The organism is sulfur-oxidizing endosymbiont of Gigantopelta aegis, from assembly GCF_016097415.1.
Classification (GTDB): domain Bacteria; phylum Pseudomonadota; class Gammaproteobacteria; order GRL18; family GRL18; genus GRL18.
The window spans coordinates 464,338-481,843 of the sequence record NZ_JAEHGE010000001.1 but is presented as its reverse complement, the minus strand read 5'-3'; the positions used below and the strand labels follow the sequence as shown (position 1 = coordinate 481,843).

Sequence of the window (17,506 nt, the reverse complement as noted above, 5' to 3'; positions counted from 1 at the left end):
CTATTTTATTCAATTTTTAGTTCCGAAAGCGGTATTTTTATAAACATAATAATGCCACCTGATAATAGATTTTCACAGGTAATTTCACCATTCAATTTATGGGTAATCAAATTATATACGATGTTCAAGCCAAGACCACTACCACCCTGACCTAATTTTGTGGTAAAAAATGGGTCGAAGATCTTATCAATTATTTCACTATCAATACCTTTGCCTGTATCAGAATAAGTGATTTCAAGAAATTTTCCTTCAAACTTGCCCGAGATAATAATTTCACCCTCCTGACCCTCATCAAAACCATGGTTAATGGAGTTCATAATGAAATTGGTCATCACTTGAGAATAGATACCGGCATAAGAATGGATAAGCACATTTCGTGATATGTTGTTAATGATAGTGATATTGGTATGTTTGATTTTATTGTGCAAACTGCGCAAGATTTCATCAACATATTCCCTCAAATCAAAAGTACGTTTATCTTCAATATGTTGGTCAACAGCGACTTGTTTGAAAGAGCGAATAAGATCGGCAGCACTGATAAGACTCAGATGCATTGAGTTAGACATTTCATCAATCATCTCAAGATAATCAACGAGGGCATTTCGGCCTAATATTTCCTCTTTCATCGAATCGATAATTGTTTTTGTTTCAGACTGAATATGGGTAATACCCGTTAGGCTAATGCCAATAGGTGTATTAATTTCATGTGCTACCCCAGCAACAAGACTGCCTAGTGATGACATTTTTTCTGATTCAATTAATTGCTTCTGAGAGTGTTGTAGGACTTCCATTGCCTGACTGAGTTCTATGCTACTTGCTTCTAATTCCTTGGTTCGCTCTTGTACTTTGTTTTCAAGTTCTCGTTTATTATTTATTAAATCTTGTGTTTGTTGATGGATACGTCTATCTGCATATTTAAGTGCATTGGCAAGGACAAAGAATTCATCTTCTCTTTTTTCCAGTTCAGGAAAATTTATGTCGCCATTACCTATATTATTTACTTGTGACATGATATAGGAGAGTGGTTTTTCTATCCATGAACTTAAAATTATGATGATGGTTATTAGTGTAATAACCAAAATTAAAAAGATAATAAAAATATTAAGCTGAAGTTTACGTTCATTACTTTTTAGAATAATGGCATCAATATCTATAATGATATAGCCAATAATTTCTGAGTTTAGAAAAATGGGCGTTCTTATTTTGATAAGATTTGAATCTTCTGGCCAATGAAGGGTGGTTTTTTCTTGTTCGATGAGGGGAGATTTTTTTGTCAGAGTCAGGTCATGCTTATAGTGGGTTAATATTGGGTTATCACCGGGACTTGAATGACCTAAGATATTGCCATCGGCATCTATCACCGCAATGCTTAGGATACTATAGAGACTGCCTTTTTTTTCTTTGGTACGCAAACTATAATTATAAACATCAAAAATATCATCTGATAAGGTTAAATAATTATTATAAAGAACATCTTTTTTTACTACTAAGGAAAATTTTTGCGATAATTGAGTGATCTGTCTTTTTAAAATATCATTTAACTTGTCCTTCTCACTGGTATAATACGCATAAAAAATAGGTATGCTAAAAATAATTGATACCGTGAGCATCAAAAATATAATTTTTCGTTTAAATGATTGTTCAATTATTTTTAGCATGATATCCCTATTGATAACATTATTAACTTTTCTCTTATTAATTTAAAGCTGATAACCTAACTTTAGCATCATTTCTTTTATAGGCTGGTAAAAACTATCCTCCTTTTCTACAAAGCCATCCATTTGAAATTGCTCATTAAAGTGTTTTAATTCATTAGCAGTCATATTAATTAAAGCTTTCTTAATGTTATTGATTGTTTCTTCATTCACCTGACTGCCCGCTACAATGGGTGTGAAAGGAAATGGACCTATTTTTTCTATAATATGTAACCGGTCTAAAATTTCAGGTTTATCCTTTGTATAGTTATCCCATATATATTCATCAATGGCACCGACATCTGCAATACCACGATAGATGGCATCAATACTTTTTTCATGAGTGCCTGCATTTATTTTAACTCGAAAAAAATCTTCAATATCAGCCCCATTATTCTTTAGAACAATTGATGGGGCTACAAAACCAGAATTTGAACGGAGATCGGAATAAGCAAGAATCTTACCTTTAAAATCTATCAACTTTGTACCTTTAGCCGATTTTTTAGTCACAACATAACTACTATAGGTCGGTAGCTTATTTAATAAGGGCACAGCAATCAATTGCTGTTGATCTTTAATGTTGTCTTCTACGAACGGTGCACCACATGTCCAGGCTAAAGAATCAGGCTTATCTCGAAGAATTTGTGATAAACGAGCATAAGAGTCTACAAAATAGGGTTTTAATGGATAGCCAGATTTTCTGGCAATCATTTGAACAAAATCATCGATTTTTTTACTATTCGAACTATTAACTATCACACCAGATATCACAAACAAATGAGGCTTGTTTTTTGAAACAGTGTTCGAAGACTTTAATTCTTCAGCAGAAAGAGTAGAGAAAGATAAAGTGGTAAAAAGTAAAATAAATACAGCCAAATATTTCATTTAAAATGTCCAATTAGATAAAGTCTATTGTCAGTTTAGTAGACATATTCATATTATTCAATTTCAATAGCATAAATTGATATAAATCATAATAATTTCAAGTTTAATCTTTTAGTTTTTAATTTCCCTTTATTAGTTATGATGTGTCAACACTTTTCCGGACAGTTTTCTAAATATTTTTTTGGCGTAAGCGCTTAACCATCTAGCGTTATTCAAAAAATATCTCCCCTGCCTCATAATCAATCCATCGATTAATTATGAGGCACATCAATGAAACCAGAAACCCAAGCCAACTCAAAACAATTTTGGCAAGACCACGTTAATCAATGGAATGAAAACAGTATCAGCCAGGCATCCTATTGTCAGGAACATGGGCTACCCATCAAACGTTTTGGCTATTACAAGCGTAAGTTGCTGGGTGCAACAACGCAAACCAGTGCGATGACAAAGGGGAATGGTTTTATTCAACTATCTTCCCCGACACACTATACAGTGGACCCCATTGTCAAGACAGCTTTCTCAAATATTAAGATATAATTCTGTTGGTTATTTATAGTATTAGTCTTATCCACATATCCACAGGTCTGCCAGTAGTCCAGAGACGCTTGCGATATATCTCAGGGCTACTGGCTTGGCCTGTGGATATGTGGACAAGGCGGTTGCCAGTAAAGTTGATTATCCTCTCATCATGCTGCCCGTTTTAAGTCTGGAACAACTTCTTTCATCACGCCATAGATCTCTGCAGGCGTTTTTCCACCGTGTGTACTGTGTGGTCGTTCATGGTTGTAAAACTCAAAATATTCCTTTAATGAGCTCTTTAGCTCATCAATACTTTGGTAATCCTTGAGGTAAATTTCCTCATATTTTACACTTCGCCAGAGTCGTTCAATCATAATGTTATCCATTGCTCTGCCTTTGCCGTCCATGCTGATTTTTATATCATTGGCCTTTAGAACACCTGTAAATGCTCTGCTAGTATATTGAGCACCTTGATCCGTATTGAAGATTTCTGGCTTTCCATATCGTCGCAGTGCTGTTTCCAGACTACTGATACAAAAGCTTTCTTCCATGCTGGTTGACACTTCCCAGGACAGCACAAAACGGCTACTCCAGTCCATAACAGCACTTAGGTAGACAAATCCATGTGGCATCCGTAAATACGTGATATCTGTGCACCAAACCTGGTTATTCCTATTAATATCAATTCCTTTGAGCAAATATGGATAGAGGTTATTTACTTTGCAAGGCTTGCTGGTATTGGGTTTTGGTGCCACTGAAACCAATCCCATGATCCGCATAAGCCGTTGAACTTTTTACGATTAATTTTATAACATTTCAATCTTAATGCATTACGAATTTGACGACTGCCATAGAATGGATGTTTTATGTACAACTCATCAATCAAATTCATTAATGTTAAATCTTTATTTTGCAGAGGCTTTTTAGGTTGATAGTAATAGCTTGAACGGTTCAGGCCGATAAGCTCACATTGTTTTTGATGCTCAACTGAGGGTGCTCTTTTTCTATGCAACACCGCTTTTCTGCTCTACTCAGTTGAACATCTTCAACTTTTTTGACAGCCAGTCAGCCTCTACTTTTAGTTGACCTATTTGGCTGTACAGGTGTTCTTTTTCCTTTTCATGTTCAGCATCTTTATTCTCTAATTTTTTTTGAAAAAGTATCGGCTGCACCATCAAGCATCTGCTTTTTCCAGCTATTGACCTGGGTGGTGTGCACTTCAAATTCTGACGCAATTTCTGCGACTGTTTTTGACCTTTCAAAGCCTCAATGGCTACTTTTGCTTTAAATTTGTTGTTGAATGTTTTTCTTTTTGTGCTCATTTTTTTGTTCCCCGTTAGGTTAGCTCTTATATCTTAACCTATTGTCCAGTTTTCGGGGTCCACTATACTATTCAGCCCGCACCTCAGCATTAATTGTAGAATTACCCAATCAGCTACGCATTGAAGGGGTGACTGCCGATAATGTACAGCTGGTAAAACAATTAGCAGGATTGTTCCAATGAAGTCAGCCATACTTCCATCACTCAGCCTGCCACAGGTGTATCTCTATCTGAAGCCTGTTGATTTTCGTAAAAGTTTTATTGGCCTCAGTGCCATTGTTGAATGTGAATTAGGTCATAATCCTTTTGCAGGCCATCTGTATGCCTTTACCAATCGTCAGCGTAATAAAATTAAATGCCTCTTCTGGGATAATACCGGTTTTGTACTCTATTACAAAAGTCTCTCAGAAGAAAAGTTCAAATGGCCAAAGGGTGAAGATGACCTGATGAATATCACCGGACAACAAATCAACTGGCTATTAGACGGCTATGATATCAGTGTCATGAAACCGCATAAGAAATTGCATTATGAGTCTGTATTTTAAGTACTTTTAGTCTATTTTTTGTTATAATAAAGCCATGCAAAACAAGGCTGAATCCACAAAACGACTCTATATTTTCCGCTTTTTCACACGCGGACAAGAATGAATTGTTGAGTGTCATTGAACAGAAAAACCAACGTATAAAAATACTGGAAGAAGCCCTTCGTCTGGCTCGTAGTAAACGCTTTGCACCCAGCAGTGAAAAAAGTGATGGTCAGGAACGCTTATTTGATGAAGCTGAGCAGGCGGCTGACGATGAGGGGCTCCCTGAACCTAAAACCACTTCGCCTAAGAAGAAAGAAAAAACAGGCAGGAAGCCTTTCTCAAAGACTATTCCAAGAGTCCCTGTCTTCATCGATCTGACAGATGAAGAAAAAGCCGGTGCCATTGAGGTTTTTACACTAAAGTCAGAGAAGCTGGATATCATTCCAGCTAAAGTCCAAATACTGGAATACTTCCAGGAAAAAGCCGTCTTTGCAGGCACCAATGACACAGACAGTCGTTCAATGAAAGCTGCGGTCATGCCAAAACATCCATTACCTAAATCAATGGGCAGTATTCACCTGATGGCACACATCATTATCTCAAAATATGCCGATGGTTTGCCTCTGTATCGAATGGAAGGCATATTATCACGCTATGGCGGCGATATAACCCGAGCCACCATGGCCAATTGGGCTATTAAACTGGCTCATCAGTTCCAGCCGCTCATCAACCTCATGCGAGAACATCAACTGTCGGGTGACATCATCCAAATGGATGAAACGGTGCTCAAAGTATTAAAAGAGCCGGGACTCAGTGCTCATTCGAACAAATACATGTGGGTCAGTCGTGGCGGGCCACCTGGACAACCCAGTGTGCTGTTTGAATACGATCCTTCTCGTAAGAAGGAAGTACCACTGCGCCTGCTTGATGGCTTTAGCGGCTATCTGCAAACCGATGGCTATGCCGGTTACAATGCCGTGTGTGCACAAAATAATGCCACATCGGTCGGCTGCTGGGATCACACTCGCCGTAAATTCAAAGATTCTCAGACGGCACAACCAAAGAAAAAGAGCAATCAAAAGCCTACAAAAGCCGATGTGGCACTGGCCCATATCAATAAGCTGTATTTAATTGAGCGTGAGATAAAAGAAGCCAGTGTTAATGAAAAATTTAAGGTTCGTCAGAAACAGAGCCTGCCGCTTCTTGAGAAAATAAGAACATGGGTCGATAACACCCTGGGCAAAGTGCCGAACGACAGCTTGACAGGAAAAGCACTCACCTATATTAATAATCAATGGCCTAAGCTGACTGTTTATTGTGAAGATGGTCGGTTGAATATCAGTAATGTGCTGGCAGAAAATGCTATCCGTCCATTCTGCGTGGGTAGAAAGGCCTGGTTATTTTCAGATACGCCAAAGGGTGCACATGCCAGTGCAGTTCATTATAGTTTTATTGAAACCGCTAAGGCCAATGATATTGAGCCATATGCGTATATGGTCTATGTATTAACCCAATTACCTTATGCGGATACGGTTGAAAAGCTGGAAGCATTGCTTCCCTGGAATTTTAAAAAATTTGGAAAAGGTAAAGAACGCTGTTCGGTATACGTCAAAACTTCCCACGTTGACGTATCATTCCACTTTATTTAAAGGCTGAATTTTTTCAGTCAAATTCCATGGCAACAATTGCTCTAAAGCCTCATCATCATAATGCCTGCCCAGCTTAGGTAACTCAGTCAGAATGTGTGTTAAAAAGGCAAAGGGCTCTAGGTTGTTTGCTTTCGCTGTTTGCACGATTGAATATAAAATAGCACTGGCCTCAGCACCACGAGGATTTTGGTTCATGACCCAGTTTTTGCGCCCAATCACAAAGGGTTTGATCCGCCGCTCTGCCATATTATTATCAATCTGGAGGTTGCCCTCTTCAAGATAGACAGTCAGATACTTCCATTGATTGATCACATAACGAATAGCGACACCCAACTTACTGTCTTTTGTTGTTTTAGTCACTTTATCATCACACCACTTTTAAAGTCATCCAGTAGTGGTTTGCTTTTTTCCTGACGGATCAGGTAACGTTGTTCAGCATTGAGCGGTTTGATTTGTTTTTCAATCGCATACAATTTAGCAATTTTACTGATCGCCATTTGTACCATGCCAGGCTTTTTCTGACTGTTCTTGGGTAATGCTTTTAAGGCATCATGGAACTTGCGACGAGCATGTGCCATGCAGCCTAATAAAGTGACTTCACTGTTCTCATTTTCGAATATATGATAACCGGGAAAGCCATCCGTTTGCAGGTAACCTGAAAACCCCGTTAAAAAGGTTTTGCATGTTGGCCTGCACGAGTAGGCTGATACTCATACAAAACAATGGGACACTTGGAATGATAGCCGCCACTTTGATAGAGCCACATATAAGATTTAGGGCAATTCTCACGTCCATCATGGATCACTCGCATCGTTGTTTCATCGGCCTGGATGATTTTCTGCCTAATGAGATAATACAACAACCGATTATAAAAGGGTTTGAGTAATTCAGCTGATTTAAGCACCCAGTTGGACATACTGGCTCTGGAAAGTGTTATCTTATAGCGTTTAAATATCGCTTCCTGTCGATAGAGAGGCAAGCTGTCTAGGAATTTAGAAACAATGATATAGGCCAGCAGGCTGGGTGATGCAAAACTTCTAGGAATGGGCTGTGCAGGCTTAGGAGCAGTTTTAACGCCTTCCTCACAAGCACGACAGGCATATTTAACCTGAACATGTTCTACAACATATACCTGAGCAGGAACAATTTCCAGTTGCTCTGAGGTCTCTTCACCAATTTCATGCAAGTGATGACCGCAGTCACAGACTTGTTCTGCTTCAGATAACTCATGACGAACAACTTTACGAGGTAGGTCTTTAGGTAAAGGCTTACGACCGGGCTTTTTACGCTCATAAGTAATGGTTTCACGGACTTCCGGTGCTTCTTCGGCGAACGTTTCTGCCTCATTAAAGAAGTCGGGGTGAACTTCTTTTCACTGGAAGTACCAAACCGTTTATGTTGCAACAGACGAAATTGTCTCATACCAGTCCACTTTTGACTGGAGTTCAAGCACCCTGTTTTTGAGCGTTGGTATCTCTTCTGGTAGTATTTTGTCTGTTGAACTCATGCGTTATATTATACTAAAATGAGCGTTAAATGCTTGTATTTATTCTGTTTAATGCGCATCTAAAGGGACTTTTTTAGTTGTTTTCCAGACCATGAATTTCAGGGTGAGCATGGTGTTGTGTGCAAGATAAACCATCCAGTAACCACTGTAATTCTCTCAGTGTTAACGAAAGAGTGGGTTGTTCTTTTTCCATCGGCCACTGGAATTTCCCTTTTTCAAGTGTACGATAGTAAAGCCAGAAACCATTACGCTCCCAGTACAGTATTTTAAGTTTATCTCGCTGACGATTACAAAAACAAAGACACTGCCATCAAAGGGATTGTGTTCCAATTGCTCTGAGACAATCAGTGATAGCCCATTGGTTGCTTTTCTCATATCGGTAACACCAGAAACCAGATAAACCTGATTGACTGTGATGCCCGTTATCATGAAACAGTCCTGAGCAAATCCAGAATGGACTTGAGCTGATTCAGGTTCGTATCAGAATTGATTTCCAAACTGAAACCATTGGTATGGCTTACTTTAATTGCATTGCTTGTGGGGAATTGGCCAGTAAATTAATGGGAATGAGTTGATTGTTGGTGTTGACCTGTTTTGATGAGCTAACATAACCCAACTTCTTTCGATAATAGCTAAAAATATGAGAGGGTATCTTATGTTGTTGACAATAAACTGCCTGGCTTAAGTTACTGGCTTGGCAGGCCTCTATGTGTTGCTTCATCGAAGCATCTTTTGAATGGTTGCTCATTTGTATCTCCAAATTACGAATTGAAGATCATAGTTTGAGCTAACTGAAGCTTATTGTGAACGTGGGTTTTAATTGACGTTTACGCTGTTCGTTAAGCTCCCTCTGGATAGAGCCGTTCCATATTTTCATCCTGTTACAATATCTTCACGGCACAGGCTGATTGGTTTACGCTTCCATATGGCCATCAGTAAAGCATCTGATTGACCGACAATAGACTATCAGAGGCTTTGGCTACCTCGGTTATGCCAAAGCAATCCATCCATTGGTTTACGCTTCCATATGGCCAAGTAAAGCATCATTGACTGCTTTCATTCGCTCATCCATCGACCAGCCAACAATTTGCCTAGAGAATAAGTCAATGACAACCGCTAAATATAACCAGCCTTCCTTGGTGGCAATATAGGTAATATCACCCACATAGTAGCGATCAGGTTGAGAGACAGTAAACTCTCTTTCCAGTAAATTTGGAGATATACGCTTATTATGCTTGGAATTAGTCGTCGCTTTAAAGCGTCTCTTCGTTTTACAAAACAAACCGGCTTTTTTCATTAATCGACCAATTCTCCGGCGGCTTATATGAACGCCTTTTTCAGCCAGTTTTCTTTTTAAGACGACGGGTTCCATAAGTCTTGCGACTGTCTTCAAACAGTTTTTTAGCTGCTCAGTAAGCGCTTCATTTTCTTTCTCTCTATCCGTTTTAGGAGAGCTAACCCAATCATAATAGCAACTACGGGAAACATCCATAAAACGGCACAGAATCGTTACCGGGTAATCTTTAGCCTGATCAGTTATCCATGCGTACTTCACAAAGTTTCCCTTGCAAAGTACGCTGTGGCCTTTTTAATAAATCACGCCCACATTATTATTCTAATAAATCTTTAAAATCAATTGCTTAAAAACATATATTGTAACTTCTCAATAAGTCTGTGCATTTAAACAGCACAAACTTTACCTTTCAGCAACTCAGGCAGATATGGGATCAAATTTCTCTTGCTGATCCGGTCATTAATAAAATCCCAGAATGAAATTCCTTGTTTCAAACAAGTTTTCTTTAAACTGACAAAGGTATCTCTGCAAAGTTGCCCATCCTTTGAGCGTGTACTACCACTAATTTTACGCTTAATAACATATTCTCGAATATCATTTTCACTCAAATTATTATGAAGAGGAATATCAGGCCGTTCCAATACCAGCAGTAATTCTGTTTTATTTCTTGCCAATCGTTTCAGTGCCTGATTCAACGTTTCAAAGCTTGTTTTAGTCCGGCACAATTCATCAAAATGTTCAGCAATCGCTGACTTCAACGGATCATCTGGCTCAAGTTTATATTGTTTGAGATCATAAAATAGTTCCCAAATCTGAGTATGTACCCAGTTCAGTTCTTTATCATGTCGCTCATTGAGTGGTAGTATCCGCTGAAACACTCTGTCTGCATGTATCCAACATAATGCGTGCAACAAAATATCAAATTGTCCTGCATCATCACTCACAATCACCAAATCACTTGGAAAGCCACTGTTAATTAATGCCCCCAGTAAAGCGCCTTCTGTGGCAATGCGAACATGCCGTTGTGTTATGATACTATTGTTCTGCAGATAGTATTTCCAGGCTTCTTCATTATCAAAGCAAGTCTGATGACTTTGTTCAATAACGCTCAATGGCTTGTGAGGTAATTTTTTCTGCTCTCATATAATCAAGTGCTGCATCGTTGAGCGTATAATCAACAGCAGCACCTCGTAACAATTGTAGAAAATTAATCCGGCTCTTATATCGAGTACTTGAAAACCAGGCAAAGGTTTCATTGCCAACGTGAGTACAATAACCATTCTTTCCATCATGACGACTACCCGTATCATCAACATGGATATAAGTACTATTGTTGATACCGGCAGTTAGCAATGTATTTTTTTCAGTATGAAATGGTCTTTGTCATGGATTAAAATCTCATTGATCTGACCCGTTGAAATATCAAAACCTAATTCTGTTAATTGTTGTATTATCAATGGCTGAGTCACTCTCTGGTGATAATATTGATAAACGATATAACTCTGTAATGTATGGCCAAAATGTCCTATATGTGTATCAAAGCTCAATTTTCCTATACAGGTATCACCATCGGGTGTTTTATAGCGAGCCAATCGATAACGAGTATTGAAAGGCTTAATCAGCAGCTCCTGAACAAAATAATCCTGATACCCTAAAAAACGTGAATGTTCTGGCAGGTTATCTGGTTTGATAACGGTGGTTTTATGAATAGCCAATTTCTTCTTTCGTTTACGACTTTTACTAGTCCCATTTCCTGAGTTGTTTTTCTTGCTTCCTGAATGACCTGTCGGATTATCATTGTCATCATCCTTTGGCAATTTACTGGCTCTTATTTTAGGCTTTGGAGGTAGCTTTTTAAGCTTAGCAACTTCTGTTTTAAGGGCATCGATTTCAACCTGTTGGTTTTGAATGATTTCCTGTTGTTGCTCCATGAAAGCAAGGAGTAATCGGACTACCGGTGTCTTTTCTTCTTCAGGTATCTCTGGAATTGGAGGTAATTTTTTCACTATAATCAATACAGGTTGTTTTCAATAAAACAATTGTATCATGGCTTTTTAAGGCTCTTTAGTTTGCCCTGTGTTGATCAAACTCCCTCTCAGTTAAGATAATATTCAAAAATATTCTATTTCGATCTGAGACAGATCGACAGGATCATTTATAGGGATAAATTACATGGGGCAGTGAAAATGCAATTTTTGTCCTCTAAAATGCTGTCAAGACTTTTTTTGTTTTTATTTCAAGTTTTGCACAGACTTATTGAGAAGTTACCATATATTTTTATGTGATTCATTTATTTCTAATATTAAATAGTTTTAATGTCCATGTAAGGTTCATGTCATGTAGAACTGATTAAATGTGGTTCACAGAGGTTTATTTCATAGATAAATCTCTGTATTTAAAGTCTTTATAGACAATTTAAGGAATGACAATGATAAAACAAAAAAAATTAACACGAGCGGTAATTATCGCTTGTATCGGTTTAATGCCGGGGCTTACTTTTGCAGCTAAATCCAATAAACAGTTAGAAGCTGAGGTTTCTCAACTAAAAAATGATTTAGCTGAAATGCGTAACATGATGAAAGAAATACGCAAAAATCAGGTCACAAAATCTGATGTTGCAGTAATGAAAAAACGCGTTGAAAAAGTGGCTAAGACACAGTTGGAAACTGAAAATTCAGCTTCACAAGCACATTTGGCCGGTTATGCACAATTTAACTATAGTGCAAAAGATCGTACCTATGTAGATGATGGTAATAAAGCAACGAATTATAATGAGTTTTCTAATACTACTTTTGCACCTATATTTCATTACCAATATAATGATTTATTAATGTTTGAAGCTGAGATGGCATTATCGATAGATGATGAAGGGAATACCGACACAGAACTTGAATATGCCACTGCTGACTTAATGATCAATGACAACATGACTTTATTGGTTGGTAAATTCTTAAGTCCAATTGGTCAATTTAGACAAAACATACACCCTGGTTGGATTAATAAACTAGCCACTGCGCCGGTTGGTTTCGGCCATGATCAGGCTGCTCCTATTGCTAACATTGGTGCGCAATTACGTGGTGGATTTTATTTGTCGGATACCATGTTCAGTTATGCCACCTATGTTGGTAATGGTCCTAAGCTAAGTTCAGGTGGACACGGTGGTGCAGGGATTGGTATAGAAGCTGTTGGTACTACAGATAATGATAATGATGAACTCACCTATGGTGGTCGTATCGCAATGATGCCTATATCTGCCTTGGAAGTTGGTATTTCAGCAGCAACGGGTAAAGCTGCTTTAACTTATACTGATGTTAATGCTATACAAATTACTGAAAAAAATCGTGATTATGATGTCTTTGGTGCCGATTTTGTATACACCATGAAAGGCTTTCAGGGTCGTGGTGAATATATATCCCAAAAGCTAGGTAGTCGAAGCGGTAGTGAAATCGATTCAGGTAGCAATAAATGGTCAGCCTGGTATTTACAAGGTTCCTACCGTTTCCCTGCAACAAAGTGGGAAATTGTTACTCGATATAGTGAATTTGATTCCCCAAATTCTGGTGATGGTGATCCAGATGATCCGTTCGTGAAAAATGATCTTGATCAATGGTCTCTGGGTGTAAATTATCTTTTTGCTAATAATATTATTGGTAAGATTTCCTATGATATAAACGATGGTAATAAAGACTCTTTACAAGATGAAGATGCCCTGACATTACAAATGACCTATGGATTTTAAGGAAAACTCATGATTACATATAAAAAATTATCCGCATTAGTATTTGTTGGTTTATTAAGTACTGCCAATGTTCAGGCCCAGGTTTTTCCTGCCGATCCGAATGAAGTACGCGACTTAAACAATGGCGCAAAAGTATGGGCTCAAGTCTGCGTGCGCTGTCATAACCTGCGTGAACCCTCAGAGTTTTCAGATTATGAATGGAAGGCTATTATTACTCACATGCGTGTCCGTGCCGGTTTAACGGGCAAAGATGCCCGTGATATTTTGGCATTTATTTCGGCATCCAATGATCCCGTATTACCTTCTATCTCAGGCTCAAGTGCTGATTCAAATATTCCTGATGTTGGTATGTCAGGTGAACAGATATTTAAGTCAACCTGTGTTAGCTGTCATGGTAGTACTGGTAAGGGAACTATACCAGGTGTACCGGACTTCACTCAGAAAGATGGTCGTTTAACAAAATCTGATGATGTTTTGTTTAAGCATATCAGAGACGGTTTTCAAACCCCTGGTAACGCAATGGTTATGCCACCAAGAGGTGGCAATCCTAAGCTTAGTGATAATGATTTGAAATCTGTTTTAGAATATCTACACAAGCAATTTGGTTCATAATAATAATTTGAGCCTTTTTATGGGTGCTGTTATACCATTTACACAGCAGCATCCATTTATTAAATAAATTTAATGTTGGGGACATATTAATGCAATAGTTATAGGCGTATAGTTTTAGATCAAGGAGCAAAATTTTAATCATTAGCATCTAAAACAATTAGCAAGGGAAGTACTATGTCAAACGAAAACGAAGATATTGGATTGTCCGATCCTGTCTGTGGCATGTCCGTCACTAAAGATTCAGAACACCATGAGCACCTTAATCATTCAGACTATTATTTTTGTAGTAGTAACTGCCATGATAAATTTAACTCAAACCCCGAAGAATACATATCACCAGAAGAAGCTGCACAAGCACAGCTATCCGACCCTGTCTGTGGTATGAATGTAACAAAAGACAGCGAACATCATGAACATTATAAGCATGATGATTATTATTTCTGTAGTTCAAGTTGCCATGACAAATTTACCTCCGATCCTGAACAATATGCTCAAGAAAAATCGACTGAACATTCTTCAAACCATCATCATTCACATAGTCCATCGACTGACAAAGTCAGTGAAGACTATTGTCCAGATGGTAAGTGTGATATTGGTGCAACTTTTTATGATGTGTCAACACTTTTCCGGACAGTTTTCTAAATATTTTTTTGGCTGTTTCAAGTGATTTTTGTCATTTTGTATTTCCTATCATTTTAGTTTCTCATGTTAACTTTAAACAGATGAAGAGAAAGGGCTTTGCCCTCTGGAACGATAGAGCCGTTCCATTCACCCAAGGTATTTTCACAACGGTAATGATCCTGTTACAATATCTTCACGGCACAGGCTGAGGAGCCGATGGCCGTCAACGGTAATGGGCGGCATTTATGTCGCCTTTTACCCCTCTTCAATCAATCGATTTAAGCTATTTCCTGCTGTATTTCATAATCGACTGGTGACAAATAATCATTAGCCGAATGAAGTCGCTCCCGATTATAAAATACCTCAATATATTCAAATATTGCCTGCTTTGCTTCTACTCTGGTTTTGAATCGACAATGGTGCGTCAATTCAGTTTTCAAACTATGAAAGAAGCTCTCTGATACAGCATTGTCCCAGCAATTTCCTTTGCGGCTCATAGACTGAATTATGTTATGATCCGACAATATTTTTCTATGACTATCAGAGGCATATTGGCTACCTCGGTCAGTATGCCAAAGCAATCCATCCATTGGTTTACGCTTCCATATGGCCATCAGTAAAGCATCATTGACTAGCTTGGCTTTCATTCGCTCATCCATCGACCAGCCAACAATTTGCCTAGAGAATAAGTCAATGACAACCGCTAAATATAACCAGCCTTCCTTGGTGGCAATATAGGTAATATCACCCACATAGTAGCGATCAGGTTGAGAGACAGTAAACTCTCTTTCCAGTAAATTTGGAGATATACGCTTATTATGCTTGGAATTAGTCGTCGCTTTAAAGCGTCTCTTCGTTTTACAAAACAAACCGGCTTTTTTCATTAATCGACCAATTCTCCGGCGGCTTATATGAACGCCTTTTTCAGCCAGTTTTCTTTTTAAGACGACGGGTTCCATAAGTCTTGCGACTGTCTTCAAACAGTTTTTTAGCTGCTCAGTAAGCGCTTCATTTTCTTTCTCTCTATCCGTTTTATTTTAATAAATCACGCTCCTGAATCACTTTTGCCAATTCTTTTTTCAGACGTTTTACTTCATCATAAATGTGTTCATCACTTCTATTGGCTACCGTCTTCACCGGTTTGGAATATTTACTGATCCAGGTATGTAGAGTATTTACATTAACACCTAGCTCCCTGGCAGTCTGAGAAACAGGTTGATCCGTCTCATTAGCTAATTTGACAGCTGATTCTTTAAATTCTGATGTATAGCTTTTATTCGGTTTTTTTTTTGTTTGATCATTCATTTTAGGTCACACTTTTTATCTTTTAGTTATTTTAAGTTGTGTGTCCGGTTAAGTATAACCACATTATTATACCTGTCCCATGCATCCAGAAATTCGTCAAAATGAGCCCGGCACCTGCCCAAAATGTGGTATGGGACTGGATGCAGTAGGCGAGCCTATTGCAACTGTTCGCACAGAATATACTTGCCCAATGCATCCTGAAATTGTACAAGAACATCCTGGCAGTTGTCCAAAGTGTGGCATGGCGCTGGAAGCCAAAACAGTTACTGCTGAACAAAACAATGATGAACTTGATGACATGACACGACGTTTTAAATTCAGTTCTATTCTTGCCTTTCCAGTCTTTGTTTTAGCGATGGTGGCTGACTTAATGCCATCATTGTTACCAAGCGGACTGAGTATGCAGGTAGTACAGTGGATTATGTTTGTCCTAGCGACACCTGTGGTTATGTGGGGTGGTTGGCCTTTTTATGTGCGTGCAGTGCAATCAGTTGTCACCTGGAATTTGAATATGTTCACCTTAATCGGGCTGGGTGTATCGGTGGCTTGGATTTATAGTACTAATGTGGCTATACTTAACCGGACACACAACTTAAAATAACTAAAAGATAAAAAGTGTGACCTAAAATGAATGATCAAACAAAAAACTAAAGAATCAGCTGTCAAATTAGCTAATGAGACGGATCAACCTGTTTCTCAGACTGCCAGGGAGCTAGGTGTTAATGTAAATACTCTACATACCTGGATCAGTAAATATTCCAAACCGGTGAAGACGGTAGCCAATAGAAGTGATGAACACATTTATGATGAAGTAAAACGTCTGAAAAAAGAATTGGCAAAAGTGATTCAGGAGCGTGATTTATTAAAAAAGGCCACAGCGTACTTTGCAAGGGAAACTTTGTGAAGTACGCATGGATAACTGATCAGGCTAAAGATTACCCGGTAACGATTCTGTGCCGTTTTATGGATGTTTCCCGTAGTTGCTATTATGATTGGGTTAGCTCTCCTAAAACGGATAGAGAGAAAGAAAATGAAGCGCTTACTGAGCAGCTAAAAAACTGTTTGAAGACAGTCGCAAGACTTATGGAACCCGTCGTCTTAAAAGAAAACTGGCTGAAAAAGGCGTTCATATAAGCCGCCGGAGAATTGGTCGATTAATGAAAAAAGCCGGTTTGTTTTGTAAAACGAAGAGACGCTTTAAAGCGACGACTAATTCCAAGCATAATAAGCGTATATCTCCAAATTTACTGGAAAGAGAGTTTACTGTCTCTCAACCTGATCGCTACTATGTGGGTGATATTACCTATATTGCCACCAAGGAAGGCTGGTTATATTTAGCGGTTGTCATTGACTTATTCTCTAGGCAAATTGTTGGCTGGTCGATGGATGAGCGAATGAAAGCCAAGCTAGTCAATGATGCTTTACTGATGGCCATATGGAAGCGTAAACCAATGGATGGATTGCTTTGGCATACTGACCGAGGTAGCCAATATGCCTCTGATAGTCATAGAAAAATATTGTCGGATCATAACATAATTCAGTCTATGAGCCGCAAAGGAAATTGCTGGGACAATGCTGTATCAGAGAGCTTCTTTCATAGTTTGAAAACTGAATTGACGCACCATTGTCGATTCAAAACCAGAGTAGAAGCAAAGCAGGCAATATTTGAATATATTGAGGTATTTTATAATCGGGAGCGACTTCATTCGGCTAATGATTATTTGTCACCAGTCGATTATGAAATACAGCAGGAAATAGCTTAAATCGATTGATTGAAGAGGGGTAAAAGGCGACATAAATGCCGCCCATTACCGTTGACGGCCATCGGCTCCT

Annotated in this window: 16 protein-coding genes and 6 pseudogenes; 10 read left to right on the top strand and 12 right to left on the bottom strand. The window is 38.5% G+C overall.

Going from position 1 to position 17,506, the window contains the following annotated elements:
- Positions 1-5 precede the first annotated feature (5 nt).
- Complete coding sequence (locus tag JEU79_RS02390) at positions 6-1,658, bottom strand: sensor histidine kinase (protein ID WP_198262808.1); 1,653 nt, start codon at positions 1,656-1,658, stop codon at positions 6-8.
- A 42-nt stretch (positions 1,659-1,700) separates the two neighbouring features.
- On the bottom strand, positions 1,701-2,579 hold the full coding sequence (locus JEU79_RS02385) for a phosphate/phosphite/phosphonate ABC transporter substrate-binding protein (RefSeq protein ID WP_198262807.1): 879 nt from the start codon (positions 2,577-2,579) through the stop codon (positions 1,701-1,703).
- A 270-nt stretch (positions 2,580-2,849) separates the two neighbouring features.
- Here JEU79_RS02385 and tnpA (JEU79_RS02380) point away from each other — a divergent pair, with 270 nt between their 5' ends.
- On the top strand, positions 2,850-3,116 hold the full coding sequence (gene tnpA, locus JEU79_RS02380; RefSeq protein WP_198262806.1) for an IS66 family insertion sequence element accessory protein TnpA: 267 nt from the start codon (positions 2,850-2,852) through the stop codon (positions 3,114-3,116).
- 149 nt (positions 3,117-3,265) lie between these two features.
- Here tnpA (JEU79_RS02380) and JEU79_RS02375 read toward each other — a convergent pair.
- Positions 3,266-4,420 (bottom strand): annotated as a pseudogene (locus JEU79_RS02375) (IS3 family transposase).
- Positions 4,421-4,461: 41 nt separating this feature from the next.
- Between JEU79_RS02375 and JEU79_RS02370 the strand changes: the two are divergent.
- From JEU79_RS02370 to tnpC (JEU79_RS02360), 3 genes are all read left to right on the top strand, one after another.
- Positions 4,462-4,602 carry a hypothetical protein gene (locus tag JEU79_RS02370; RefSeq protein ID WP_198262805.1) on the top strand — a complete coding sequence of 47 codons (141 nt, stop codon included), beginning with the start codon at positions 4,462-4,464 and terminating at the stop codon, positions 4,600-4,602.
- Complete coding sequence (gene tnpB, locus JEU79_RS02365; RefSeq protein ID WP_198262804.1) at positions 4,599-4,964, top strand: IS66 family insertion sequence element accessory protein TnpB; 366 nt, start codon at positions 4,599-4,601, stop codon at positions 4,962-4,964. The genes JEU79_RS02370 and tnpB (JEU79_RS02365) overlap by 4 nt, the downstream gene beginning before the upstream one ends.
- A 104-nt stretch (positions 4,965-5,068) precedes the next feature.
- Positions 5,069-6,595, top strand: coding sequence for an IS66 family transposase (tnpC, locus tag JEU79_RS02360; RefSeq protein ID WP_246539941.1), 1,527 nt, complete (start codon positions 5,069-5,071; stop codon positions 6,593-6,595).
- On the opposite strand, the pseudogene tnpC (JEU79_RS02355) reads toward tnpC (JEU79_RS02360), so the two are convergent.
- From tnpC (JEU79_RS02355) to JEU79_RS25915, 7 genes and pseudogenes are all read right to left on the bottom strand, one after another.
- Positions 6,578-8,102, bottom strand: a pseudogene (gene tnpC / locus JEU79_RS02355) (IS66 family transposase). The gene tnpC (JEU79_RS02360) and the pseudogene tnpC (JEU79_RS02355) overlap by 18 nt on opposite strands.
- Positions 8,103-8,175: 73 nt before the next feature.
- Positions 8,176-8,477, bottom strand: a pseudogene (gene tnpB, locus JEU79_RS02350) (IS66 family insertion sequence element accessory protein TnpB).
- A 142-nt stretch (positions 8,478-8,619) separates the two neighbouring features.
- On the bottom strand, positions 8,620-8,850 hold the full coding sequence (gene tnpA, locus JEU79_RS02345) for an IS66 family insertion sequence element accessory protein TnpA (RefSeq protein ID WP_198262617.1): 231 nt from the start codon (positions 8,848-8,850) through the stop codon (positions 8,620-8,622).
- Positions 8,851-9,117: 267 nt separating this feature from the next.
- On the bottom strand, positions 9,118-9,657 hold the full coding sequence (locus JEU79_RS02340) for an IS3 family transposase (RefSeq protein ID WP_198262803.1): 540 nt from the start codon (positions 9,655-9,657) through the stop codon (positions 9,118-9,120).
- A gap of 125 nt (positions 9,658-9,782) precedes the next feature.
- Positions 9,783-10,508, bottom strand: a complete 726-nt coding sequence (locus JEU79_RS25925; protein WP_198263328.1) for an IS66 family transposase — start codon at positions 10,506-10,508, stop codon at positions 9,783-9,785.
- Positions 10,495-10,749, bottom strand: a complete 255-nt coding sequence (locus JEU79_RS25920) for a hypothetical protein (protein ID WP_246539938.1) — start codon at positions 10,747-10,749, stop codon at positions 10,495-10,497. Before JEU79_RS25920 ends, JEU79_RS25925 begins: the two co-directional genes overlap by 14 nt.
- Positions 10,743-11,402, bottom strand: a complete 660-nt coding sequence (locus tag JEU79_RS25915) for a hypothetical protein (protein WP_246539935.1) — start codon at positions 11,400-11,402, stop codon at positions 10,743-10,745. Before JEU79_RS25915 ends, JEU79_RS25920 begins: the two co-directional genes overlap by 7 nt.
- Before the next feature lie 422 nt (positions 11,403-11,824).
- Between JEU79_RS25915 and JEU79_RS02330 the strand changes: the two genes are divergently transcribed.
- From JEU79_RS02330 to JEU79_RS02320, 3 genes are all read left to right on the top strand, one after another.
- The gene (locus tag JEU79_RS02330; protein ID WP_198262802.1) at positions 11,825-13,135 is read left to right on the top strand and encodes a porin family protein; all 1,311 of its coding nucleotides are present in this window, start codon (positions 11,825-11,827) and stop codon (positions 13,133-13,135) included.
- A 9-nt stretch (positions 13,136-13,144) separates the two neighbouring features.
- Positions 13,145-13,747, top strand: a complete 603-nt coding sequence (locus JEU79_RS02325; RefSeq protein WP_246539933.1) for a c-type cytochrome — start codon at positions 13,145-13,147, stop codon at positions 13,745-13,747.
- Positions 13,748-13,921: 174 nt separating this feature from the next.
- Positions 13,922-14,389 carry a YHS domain-containing protein gene (locus tag JEU79_RS02320; RefSeq protein WP_198262801.1) on the top strand — a complete coding sequence of 156 codons (468 nt, stop codon included), beginning with the start codon at positions 13,922-13,924 and terminating at the stop codon, positions 14,387-14,389.
- Positions 14,390-14,646: 257 nt separating this feature from the next.
- On the opposite strand, the gene JEU79_RS25910 is transcribed toward JEU79_RS02320, so the two are convergent.
- Positions 14,647-15,348: an IS3 family transposase gene (locus JEU79_RS25910; protein ID WP_198264404.1), complete on the bottom strand. Its 702-nt coding sequence runs from the start codon at positions 15,346-15,348 to the stop codon at positions 14,647-14,649.
- A gap of 55 nt (positions 15,349-15,403) precedes the next feature.
- Positions 15,404-15,673: pseudogene (locus JEU79_RS25905) on the bottom strand (transposase); the annotation flags it as partial.
- A gap of 70 nt (positions 15,674-15,743) precedes the next feature.
- On the opposite strand from JEU79_RS25905, the pseudogene JEU79_RS28275 reads away from it, so the two are divergent.
- The 3 genes and pseudogenes from JEU79_RS28275 to JEU79_RS28270 form a co-directional block, all read left to right on the top strand.
- A pseudogene (locus tag JEU79_RS28275) lies at positions 15,744-15,800 on the top strand (heavy metal-binding domain-containing protein); the annotation flags it as partial.
- 3 nt (positions 15,801-15,803) lie between these two features.
- Positions 15,804-16,274, top strand: a complete 471-nt coding sequence (locus JEU79_RS02310; RefSeq protein WP_425511162.1) for a heavy metal-binding domain-containing protein — start codon at positions 15,804-15,806, stop codon at positions 16,272-16,274.
- 30 nt (positions 16,275-16,304) lie between these two features.
- Positions 16,305-17,436, top strand: a pseudogene (locus tag JEU79_RS28270) (IS3 family transposase).
- Positions 17,437-17,506: the final 70 nt, after the last annotated feature.